Source organism: Halobacteriovorax sp. RT-2-6, from assembly GCF_047085025.1.
In the GTDB taxonomy this organism is placed as follows: Bacteria; Bdellovibrionota; Bacteriovoracia; order Bacteriovoracales; family Bacteriovoracaceae; genus Halobacteriovorax_A.
Window position 1 is genome coordinate 463,653 of the sequence record NZ_JBKIYH010000002.1, and the last position, 9,592, is coordinate 473,244.

The following is a 9,592-nucleotide window of genomic DNA, read 5'->3' on the forward strand; positions in this document are numbered from 1 at the left end:
CTTAGCGAAGCTCTCGGCGAAGAACTTTCCCAACATTATTCTTCGGTAAATCGTCCACAAAAGCAATTTGCTTTGGAACTTTATAGCCAGCAAGATTTTTCTTCGCATAAGCCTTAATATCTTCTTCTGTTAAATTTGCTTTTGATTTAACAATAAAGACTTTTACAACTTGTCCTGACTTTTCACTTTCAATTCCAATAGCAGCAACATCCTGTACACCATCTAGCTCTAATAGAACTCCTTCAACTTCATTTGGATAAACATTAAATCCAGAAACAACAATCATGTCTTTCTTACGATCTAAAATTCTTAGGAAACCTTTTTCATCAACCGTGGCATAGTCTCCTGTTTTAAGCCAACCATCTTTAGTAAAGGTCTTACTTGTTTCCTCTGGTTGATTCCAATACCCTTTCATAACCTGAGGCCCTTTTACACAAAGCTCTCCTTCTTCATTAAAACCTAACTCATTCTCATCAGCATCAATGATTTTAATATCAGTTGAAGGAAGAGGAAGCCCAATAGAACCTATTTCATCCGTCCCATCTGTTGGGTTACAACTGACAACAGGAGATGCTTCAGTAAGGCCATATCCTTCAATAACTCTTGTCTTTGTAATTTTCTCCCAGTCTTGCTTAACAGCTGGCTTAAGGGCCATTCCACCTGCAACACTAAACTCAATAAAGCTCAAATTCTGTTTTCTGAAATTTTCATTTGCAAGTAGCGCTTGCAGTAGAGTGTTGACAACAATTAGAACTTTCGGCTTGTGTGTATACACATCTTTGATAAGTGAATTTAAATCACGAGGATTTGTTACAAGAACGTTAGTCATCCCCATCTTAAAGAAACCAAAGATATTAACTGATAAAGTAAAGACATGATAGATAGGTAGTGGAGCGAGGATATTTGCAGGCTCTGTTCCAAGTCCTGCCTTAATCCAAACATCCATTTGTAGCATATTCGCGATAATATTTCGGTGAGTTAGGATGGCCGCTTTTGTTTTCCCCGTTGTTCCACCAGTATATTGAAAGAGCGCAGTATCCTCTCTTTCCACTTTTGGATAAGTTACACTCAGTCCTTGTCCTTTTTCGATTGCTTCATTAAGAGTTAAGTAACTACCTTTATAAGTAGGAATCATTTTCTTTACATGCTTAATAACAAAATTTGTTAGCTTCCTTTTTACTAATGGAAAAAAATCACCAATTTCTGTCGTAATAATATGCTCGATCTGACTTCCTTCAATGGCCTCTTCAAGATTAGCAACAAAGTTTGTACAGATAACAATTGCTTTTGCCCCACTATCTTCAAGTACCTTTTTTACTTCTCTCGTAGTGTAGAGAGGGTTTGTATTAACAACAATTAGCCCTGCTTTGAAAGCACCAAAAAGAGCAACCGGGTATTGCAGAAGGTTTGGCATCTGAATCATGATGACATCACCTTTTTTAAGTTTCAAATCATTGATAAGGTAATTAGCAAAGGCTTCTGACTTCTCTTTGACTTCACTATAAGTCATGCTTGCATTCATATTGATAAAAGCTTTTCTCGTCGAAAACTTTCCACAAGTTTCATCAATCATTTCAACAATATTATTATATTGATCAGGGTTAATTTCTGTGGCGGCGTTCTTTGGATAATTATCCAACCATACTCTATTCATTTATATATCCTTTTTTCTTATAGCTTTAATCTAATATTCACAATTCCCATTGTTTCAGTTTCAACGACAACGTCACCGCGACTCTTTAGCAGTCCAAGCACAGCATGATTTCCAGTGCTAGCAGTTCCATATATTTCTTTTATATCACGCTCTTTAGCTGCCTTGATTAAATGATCTATCAAGATCCCACCAAAGCCTTTTCGGTGATACTTATCTATTACTGTTACGGCAAACTCGGCCGTCGGAGAATTATCCGAGTCACGATAAAATCTTGTAGAACCTACAGGCTTTTCGCCGTCCTCACTTTCCTGCATTACAGTCAAGGCAACGTGATTAATATAATCAGGGCAAGTAAATAGCTCTAAGTCCTTCTTAGATAAGCTTTTCTTGGCCGCAAGAAAACGACTATTAAGTGTTCGGTGAGAGGCCATTTTAAATGCTTCAATCAACTTCTCTTGATCATTTTCACTGACACTTCTAATGACGTACTTTTCACCAAGATGCTCAAATTTTTCAAAGAACTTTTCGTTATACTTCACAGTTTCGCTCACAGTCTTTTTCAAGATCTTTCAATGACACATGCTCTATACAGCGTCTTTATAAATTGTTCTTTAATGACTTCAAATTCTTTCTTATCTCTACCTCGTCTTATCCAAGAATAAACAAGCTCTCTAGCAGCGCCAAATAACATGGCATCTAGTATTCGACGATCAACAATTCTAATATTTTCGACTTCAGCTTGCGTGGTAAGAACGTCATAAATTTTTGTCGATAAAATCTCGTACTCACTAATTAGAAGTTCTCTAATTTCTTGGTAGCCAGACATTGAAGCCTTCCAAAAAAAGTCGCTTTCTTTCACTTTCGACTCATGCCAGTCAAAATAAACACTAACTAAATCAATTAGAGTTTCTTCTACTGTCTTGGCCGCACTGGCCGCAATAAAAGCTTTATTTCTAATCTTAGTAGATAGTTTAATGAATAAGGATTTATAGATATCTTCTATTCCATTTGGAAAATGATAATAGAAAGTTCCAGTTGAAAGGCCGGTCTGTTTTTTAAGTTTTGATACGGAAATATCTAAGATGGCCTCTTCTTTCAGAAGTTCTAACACACCTTCAAAAATGGCCTCTTTTGAGTCCTGTTTCACCGCCACTCCATTTATAGACAACTTGTCTAGACGTAGACTCTAAAATATGCCACAAGACACGAGTAGACTCAAGTTAAATGATATAACCTATTGAAATTACATTTTAGTTTTTTGATTTTATAGACTTATTTTAGCAGTTGGCACTTTACAGCAAACTTAATTTTATCAAAACCTTCAGCACCAAACCACTCAACATATTGGCAATAGATTGATCTGTAGAGTTCCGTATCTTGATATTCTAGATACAGTTCTTCTCCAACTGGTGTGGAGAAGAACGGAACGAGAAAAATAAATGTTAGAATAACTGTAATTAGAATTCGAAACATCTATTGAACTTCCCAAATGGCCATTGCCCACTCAGGGTGATCAATGAAAGGATTACGATTCTTTTGATATTCGCATGCGATATCATTTCTTCTTCTTTCGTGCTCACTTACAGGATCTTGCTTGTGCCACTTCAAAAGAAGCTTAATAAACCAAGAGCTATAAGTTTGTTCACGAGAGCCATTTGTCATTGGATTATCTTTAAACCTAGGAATCTCAGCTTCATAACGAACAGCAAAGTAAAGCATTGCTCTAGCGATATCACCTTTAAATTCATCAATAGGTTCGAAAACTCTTCCACGATATCCACTTGTCGAGCTTGTACCAATCTTAGAACCATTTTTAGAAACCCATGAAGCTTTTCCAACTTCTCCAAATGGGTAAGAACCACGGTGGCCATTTACCTTTCCATCTGTTGGATAAACATGAAAGATGTCTGTCTTCATTGGGCGTCTCTTGTTAAAAAGCCCTTGTGGAAATAGGTGTTCACGATTGTAGCAATCCCCTTCACCTTTATACTGGCCACAAGTACGACGGCCAGGTTGGTAGCGATATGGATCTTTTCCGTTTGGGTTCTCAGAATACATATCCATTATCGTGCGATCACCATCGTAAGTAGTATCGAGATCAGTGCTACGATACGCCTTAAGAAGGTCATCATACGAGATACCACGATGAGTTCTTCTTAAAAGAGAAGAAAGCTGTGACTTAAATACATATCCAGATGAAGCAGTTGAAAGTCCTGAGTAAAAAAATTCTTGATCACAAGATGAGCCGAAGGCCGCGCTTGAGATTAAAATAAGTAGTGTTGCGATGTGTGTGATTTTCATGCCAAGAGAGTATCTACTAAAATACATGAACACAATGAAAAATTTACTAAATCTTATAGGAAGTATTAGGGATTCTTATAAATAAATGGACTTTATAAGAAGGTGTACCTTCTAAGAAGCTGAAATTCTTCGCTTTCTTAAAAGGTACGACGAGTCATTCTTAAGATTAAGAAAGAACGCTTACTGAAACAGCACAAGGACCTTTTTGTCCTTCACCTACTTCAAATTCAACAGCGTCATTTTCACTTAGAGTGTTACCGTTTACTGCTGAAATGTGTACGAAAAGATCTTTGCTTCCATCGTCTGGAACGATAAATCCAAAACCTTTCTCATCATTAAAAAACTTAACTTTACCTGTTTTCATACTTACTCCTTATGTTTAAGCTTCTTTAGGTCTACGTTAGAACTATATATTTTTAATTCGCCAGAGCTTAAGCGCCCATTGGCATTCCATAATTTTTTATATTTTCTCTCTAGTAAGAAATCGATTCGATCGCCTCTCGTTACCAGAAAAAAGCTGTAATCATCAACACGGGCCACAAGCTCGTCTAAAATCTTAGAAATATCCTCAATTTCACTAAAGTCATAGATAAAATAGATCTGTGCCTTTGGCAAAATAAAGTCATCTTCTAAAACATCTTCTAAGAGAATCTCACAATTGAGCAATTCTAATCTCTCAAAGAGGCGATTTCCCTCACTCTCTCTTTGTTTAAGAATCTCATATCCAATGAAGCGGGCCTCAGGAAAGACAGAGTTCATCACAATGCCTACGCGTCCATAACCTGCACCAATATCCACCACTTTATTTACTTCAAAGTCTTTTAAAAGATAAAGGGCCTCAAAGATATCATTATACGGTGTTTGCAGAACTTGTGGATGCAGTCCAATCCAAGTCTGTGTCCCCTGAAAGTGCTGCTTTCCCTTTGTTCCATCATTTTGCTTATAATAAGCTTTGTATTTTTGTAGAAGTTTCCCCTCTATTCTTGGAATACGAAAACCAAGTGTTCGGTCTAAATCCTTTGCATGCTCCAGAGGATGATTATTGCTTCTCATAAATGTACGCGGATTTTTAATAAGATCTTTCAATGGTACTGAGTCTGCATTAAGCACTTCGTTCACTAAGGTATTCCCTGCAATTCTGTCGTTTCTAAATAATAAAAGATTAAAAATAGACAGAACCGAAATAAGGAAGTGAACTATAGGAAACCTAATTTGACACAAGATACTATGTCCAAAGCTCTAATACAAGCGAGATTCTTCTTACTGTATTTTATTCGCATGTTTTTTTAATTGTTTCGATCAAGCCAGGGTAATACTTTTTGATATTAGGGTTGAGAAATAGGTACTTCTTCACCCCTTCTGTTCTTTGGCAAATGATATGGGCCTCAATAAGAATCTTAATATGATGAGAAAAAGTGGCCTTATTTACGCAATAATCGAAGCCTCCACAAGTAATCTCCTTGTGACCATGCTCTTCTTCATATGCAATTAACTGCTTTATCACACTCATGCGAATGGGATCGCCTAGTGATTTAAAGATCTTATCTAATGGTATTTGTGTGCAATCATTCATAGTTAGATAAAATTCTAACAAAGGACTTGATTTTTATCAAGGGCAGGCCTATTGTTTGATAAACATCAAACTAAAGGAGTCTCAATTGAGTACGAATTTATTTACACCGATAAAGCTTGGAAGTGTTGAGCTAAAAAATAGAATTATTATGGCCCCTCTAACTCGTGCCAGAGCAGGAGCTGAACGAATTCCTAATGACCTCATGGTGAAATACTATGAACAACGAGCTGATGCAGGAATGATCCTTACAGAAGCAACGGCAATTACACCCTCTGCCGTTGGTTACGCAAATACACCAGGAATTTGGTCGAAGGATCAAATCGATGGCTGGCGTAAAGTAACAGATGCAGTTCACGCAAAAGGTTCAAAAATTTATATGCAACTTTGGCATGTGGGAAGGATCTCTCACTCAAGTTTTTTAAATGAGCAAAAGCCTGTTGCACCAAGTGCTATCCAGCCTGCGGGACATGTATCACTAGTACGACCAATTACTAACTACGAAGTACCTCGTGCACTTGAAACTGAAGAAGTGAAAGCAATTGTAAAAGACTATCGTCAAGCGGCCATCAATGCGATGGAAGCTGGCTTTGACGGAGTTGAAGTACACGCTGCCAATGGCTACCTAATTGACCAATTCTTACAAGACTCAACTAATAAGAGAGACGATATCTACGGAGGGACGATTGAAAACCGTACAAGATTCTTGCTTGAAATTACAGACCAACTCATTGAAGTATGGGGCGCTGATCGCGTCGGCGTTCATCTTGCTCCTCGCTGCGATAGCCACGACATGGGTGACTCTAATCCCCTGGAACTTTTTGGCCATGTGGTAGAAGAATTAAATAAGAGAAAGATTGCTTTCATATTTACTCGCGACCCACTAGATGAGCAAAGTCTCTTCCCAAAGTTAAAAGAAAAATTTGATGGTGTTCTAATTGCCAATCAAAAATTTACAAAGATAACAGCTGAAAAAGCATTGGAAGATAAAATTGCTGATGCCATCTCTTTTGGTGTTCCATTTATTGCAAACCCAGACTTAGTTGAAAGACTAAGAATTGATGCACCATTAAATGAGCCAATCTTTGATACATTCTATGGACCTGATCATGTTGGTTATACAGATTACCCGACATTGAAGGAGCTGTGATGACACCAAAACTATCGATACTAGACTTGGTCTTCGTTAATGAAGGCCAGGAAGTAAAAGATGCTTTTGATAATTCAGTTCGTAGCGCGCAAGCAGCAGAAGAATATGGCTACAATCGTATTTGGGTGGCCGAGCACCACAATATGCCTGCCATCGCAAGTGCAGCAACTTCAGTAGTTATTGGATTACTAGCAAGTCAAACAAAAACAATTCGTATTGGAGCTGGTGGAATAATGCTTCCAAATCACTCTCCTCTTGTTATTGCTGAGCAGTTTGGAACACTAGAAGCACTTTATCCTGGACGTATTGATTTAGGTCTTGGCCGCGCTCCAGGAACTGATCAAATGACCGTGCAGGCTTTAAGAACAACAGCTCAAAGTTCAAATAATTTCCCACAAGATATTGTTGAGCTTCAGCGTCTACTCTCAATGGAAAGTGCAAACGATCCAATAGTCGCCACTCCTGGGCTAGGATCACAAGTTCCCTTATGGATTCTAGGATCAAGTACTTTTGGAGCACAGCTTGCTGCACACCTTGGATTACCATATGCCTTTGCTTCGCACTTTGCCCCTGATGCAATTCAAGAAGCACTATCTCTTTATCATGCGGGCTTTGAACCATCGGCTCAACAAGACAAACCCTATGTTATGTTGGGTGTGAATATCATCATTGCAGATACTGATGAGGAAGCACAATTTCTCTCAACAAGCCAGAAACAATCATTTGCCAATCTTCGTCGTGGATTAAAGAAGAAATTCCAAGCTCCTATTGAAGATATGGATACCTATTGGGATATGCACGAGAAGATGATGGCCCAACATATGCTTCACTTCTCTTTTGTTGGTTCCAAAGAAACTGTTAAAAGAGGCCTTGATCAGTTTATCGAACGTTACCGTCCAGATGAGTTAATGGTTGTGACCTCAATTTTCGATAATGAGAAAAAGATAAAATCTCTAAAGCTTCTGTCTGAAATTTTTAAGCAGTAAGTTTTAGACCAATAATTGAAATAAGCAGTAGCGCTAGAAAAGCTGTACGTGCAAGAGTAATTGGCTCATTGAAGAGAACTATTCCTAAGATTGCAGCACCTAGCGCTCCTATTCCAACCCATACACCGTAGGCCGTTCCAATAGGAAGAGTTTGACTGGCCTTAGCAAGTAAGAACATGCTTGCAGCTAGAGTTACAAGAGTGAATATACTTGGAATCAGTTTCGTAAAGCCTTCAGTATATTTAAGTCCAATTGCCCAACATACTTCAAGAAGACCTGCAATAACAAGAATAACCCATGCAGTAGTTGTCGAGGCCATAAGAACTCCTATGAGAGTAGTTGAATAAACTCTGTTACAGATTCACTTCCAAGCTTATGAGCAAGATAGCCCAGTACAATAGCGGTAGCAAGTGACGAGATTCTTAAGTTCTTCTCTTTAGTTAAAATATGAGAGAACTTAGAAGAAAAAGTCACTAGAAAGTAAAACCATATAATTGAAAAAACACCGGCACCAAGTCCAAAAAGAAAACGATCTTGAACTAAATTAAAGCGTGTTGAGTATCCACCAATTAAGAAAAAGGCATCAATATAGACGTGAGGATTAAGCAGGGTAAAACTAAGCGTCGTTAAAATCACAAGACGACGCGAAAGCGCAAATTTCTTACTCTCTTCAACTTCCTTAACACCCTTTACCGAGTCAATAAATTTCATTACCGCATAGTAAAGCAGAAAAGAAGCTCCAAGAAGTCCGATACCGACTTTAAACTCAACAGTTTTTACAAGAACACCAGAAACACCGAGAACGGCCAATAGAATTAGCGCCATATCACACACTGAACAAATAGCTGCTGCTAGGTAGTGATTCTTTTTCTTAGTGCCAATATCAATAAGAAAAAGGTTCTGTGCACCCAGTGCTAGAATAAGACTTGCCTGCAATAAAAAACCTTGAGTAAAAAATTCCATAATACCTGCTCCTGAGGCGTAATTTAATGCAAATCATGATATAAGTTAAATTAATCTTTTTAATTATTAATTAGTAAAACTTATGAGAGTAAATAATGATTGATTACCATGCACTCAGGGCCTTACAGGCCGTCATCGAATATCAAAGTTTTGAGCTTGCTTCTAAAGCGATTGGAATTTCTCAGTCCGCAGTTACACAACGTATACAAAACTTTGAATCTTTTTTAGGAACAAAATTATTAATTAGAAAGACGCCCTACCGTGCAACTGAAAAAGGAAAATCTTATTTAAACCTACTTCGGAAAGTAACTAGCTTAGAAAATGAAATTCTAGAAGATGATGATATCAAAAAAGCAAAGCCTACTTTAAAGATAGCCATGAACCGAGATAGCCTCGACTTGTTTTTTCTCGATGTCCTTACTGATACAAAAGTATCTCAAGTTTTGACATTACAAATTATAGCTGACGACCAAGACAATACTTTAAAATATTTAAAAAGCGGTCAAGTTGATATGTGTATAAGTTCTGAGAAGAAGCCTCTTCCTAACCACACCTCGACTCATCTAGGAGATATGGTCTACTCACTAGTTTGTTCTAAGAAGTTTTATAAGGAATATTTCAATGAAGGTGTGAATAAAAAAACTCTCTCAGAGGCTCCTCTTGTCGTCTTTGATAAATATGACAAGGCCCAACACACTTATTTGAAAGAAAATTTTAAAGTCGATAAGCTTACTAAAATCAATCTTATGCCATCAGTCCAAAGTTTTAAAAAAGCAATCCTAGGAGGATACGGCTATGGACTCCTTCCCTTCATTGATATGGAAAAAGAGATGAAGAAGAGAAAATTCGTTCAATTAAATCCATCTAAGAATTTTAGTGTTTCACTCTTTCTGCACCAATGGGAATATCAAAGAGAACACATTAAGCTCTTTAATGAGAAGCTAATCAAGGCCGCACAAAAATTATAG

Annotated in this window: 13 protein-coding genes; 3 read left to right on the forward strand and 10 right to left on the reverse strand. The window is 37.5% G+C overall.

All coding sequences use genetic code 11. The features are described from left to right. Window position 1: 1 nt before the first annotated feature. The 8 genes from ACMAYS_RS10690 to ACMAYS_RS10725 form a co-directional block, all read right to left on the reverse strand. A complete protein-coding gene (locus tag ACMAYS_RS10690) occupies window positions 2-1,654 on the reverse strand; it encodes an AMP-binding protein (RefSeq protein ID WP_412463264.1) in 1,653 nt (550 codons plus the stop codon). Window positions 1,655-1,671: 17 nt separating this feature from the next. Beyond that, window positions 1,672-2,217 (reverse strand): GNAT family N-acetyltransferase, encoded by a 546-nt coding sequence (locus ACMAYS_RS10695; RefSeq protein WP_103218254.1) that lies wholly within the window; start codon window positions 2,215-2,217, stop codon window positions 1,672-1,674. Then, a complete protein-coding gene (locus tag ACMAYS_RS10700) occupies window positions 2,214-2,801 on the reverse strand; it encodes a TetR/AcrR family transcriptional regulator (RefSeq protein ID WP_103218255.1) in 588 nt (195 codons plus the stop codon). Before ACMAYS_RS10700 ends, ACMAYS_RS10695 begins: the two co-directional genes overlap by 4 nt. Before the next feature lie 125 nt (window positions 2,802-2,926). Beyond that, the gene (locus tag ACMAYS_RS10705) at window positions 2,927-3,127 is read right to left on the reverse strand and encodes a hypothetical protein (RefSeq protein WP_103218256.1); all 201 of its coding nucleotides are present in this window, start codon (window positions 3,125-3,127) and stop codon (window positions 2,927-2,929) included. Further along, the gene (locus ACMAYS_RS10710) at window positions 3,128-3,955 is read right to left on the reverse strand and encodes an endonuclease (RefSeq protein WP_158246888.1); all 828 of its coding nucleotides are present in this window, start codon (window positions 3,953-3,955) and stop codon (window positions 3,128-3,130) included. Between the two features lie 166 nt (window positions 3,956-4,121). After that, complete coding sequence (locus ACMAYS_RS10715; RefSeq protein WP_103218258.1) at window positions 4,122-4,319, reverse strand: cold-shock protein; 198 nt, start codon at window positions 4,317-4,319, stop codon at window positions 4,122-4,124. Window positions 4,320-4,321: 2 nt separating this feature from the next. Beyond that, window positions 4,322-5,074, reverse strand: coding sequence for a class I SAM-dependent methyltransferase (locus ACMAYS_RS10720; protein WP_103218259.1), 753 nt, complete (start codon window positions 5,072-5,074; stop codon window positions 4,322-4,324). A 151-nt stretch (window positions 5,075-5,225) separates the two neighbouring features. Further along, the gene (locus ACMAYS_RS10725; protein WP_103218260.1) at window positions 5,226-5,528 is read right to left on the reverse strand and encodes an ArsR/SmtB family transcription factor; all 303 of its coding nucleotides are present in this window, start codon (window positions 5,526-5,528) and stop codon (window positions 5,226-5,228) included. An 85-nt stretch (window positions 5,529-5,613) separates the two neighbouring features. On the opposite strand from ACMAYS_RS10725, the gene ACMAYS_RS10730 reads away from it, so the two are divergent. Both ACMAYS_RS10730 and ACMAYS_RS10735 read left to right on the forward strand, forming a co-directional pair. Next, window positions 5,614-6,675: an alkene reductase gene (locus ACMAYS_RS10730; RefSeq protein WP_412463265.1), complete on the forward strand. Its 1,062-nt coding sequence runs from the start codon at window positions 5,614-5,616 to the stop codon at window positions 6,673-6,675. Then, window positions 6,675-7,661 (forward strand): LLM class flavin-dependent oxidoreductase, encoded by a 987-nt coding sequence (locus ACMAYS_RS10735; protein ID WP_392992802.1) that lies wholly within the window; start codon window positions 6,675-6,677, stop codon window positions 7,659-7,661. The genes ACMAYS_RS10730 and ACMAYS_RS10735 overlap by 1 nt, the downstream gene beginning before the upstream one ends. On the opposite strand, the gene sugE is transcribed toward ACMAYS_RS10735, so the two are convergent. Continuing rightward, entirely contained in the window at window positions 7,651-7,980 is a 330-nt protein-coding gene (gene sugE, locus ACMAYS_RS10740; RefSeq protein WP_103218263.1) for a quaternary ammonium compound efflux SMR transporter SugE, read from the reverse strand. The two genes, ACMAYS_RS10735 and sugE, sit on opposite strands and share 11 nt — an antisense overlap. A gap of 8 nt (window positions 7,981-7,988) precedes the next feature. Next, window positions 7,989-8,624 (reverse strand): LysE/ArgO family amino acid transporter, encoded by a 636-nt coding sequence (locus ACMAYS_RS10745; RefSeq protein WP_103218264.1) that lies wholly within the window; start codon window positions 8,622-8,624, stop codon window positions 7,989-7,991. 95 nt (window positions 8,625-8,719) lie between these two features. On the opposite strand from ACMAYS_RS10745, the gene ACMAYS_RS10750 reads away from it, so the two are divergent. Beyond that, the gene (locus tag ACMAYS_RS10750) at window positions 8,720-9,592 is read left to right on the forward strand and encodes an ArgP/LysG family DNA-binding transcriptional regulator (protein ID WP_103218265.1); all 873 of its coding nucleotides are present in this window, start codon (window positions 8,720-8,722) and stop codon (window positions 9,590-9,592) included.

Coding starts and splice junctions, on each gene's coding strand:
- ACMAYS_RS10690 (WP_412463264.1), bottom strand. CDS start 1,654: ATGAATAGAGTATGGTTGGATAATTATCCAAAGAACGCCGCCACAGAA.
- ACMAYS_RS10705 (WP_103218256.1), bottom strand. CDS start 3,127: ATGTTTCGAATTCTAATTACAGTTATTCTAACATTTATTTTTCTCGTT.
- ACMAYS_RS10715 (WP_103218258.1), bottom strand. CDS start 4,319: ATGAAAACAGGTAAAGTTAAGTTTTTTAATGATGAGAAAGGTTTTGGA.
- sugE (WP_103218263.1), bottom strand. CDS start 7,980: ATGGCCTCGACAACTACTGCATGGGTTATTCTTGTTATTGCAGGTCTT.
- ACMAYS_RS10735 (WP_392992802.1), top strand. CDS start 6,675: ATGACACCAAAACTATCGATACTAGACTTGGTCTTCGTTAATGAAGGC.
- ACMAYS_RS10750 (WP_103218265.1), top strand. CDS start 8,720: ATGATTGATTACCATGCACTCAGGGCCTTACAGGCCGTCATCGAATAT.
- ACMAYS_RS10710 (WP_158246888.1), bottom strand. CDS start 3,955: ATGAAAATCACACACATCGCAACACTACTTATTTTAATCTCAAGCGCG.
- ACMAYS_RS10745 (WP_103218264.1), bottom strand. CDS start 8,624: ATGGAATTTTTTACTCAAGGTTTTTTATTGCAGGCAAGTCTTATTCTA.
- ACMAYS_RS10725 (WP_103218260.1), bottom strand. CDS start 5,528: ATGAATGATTGCACACAAATACCATTAGATAAGATCTTTAAATCACTA.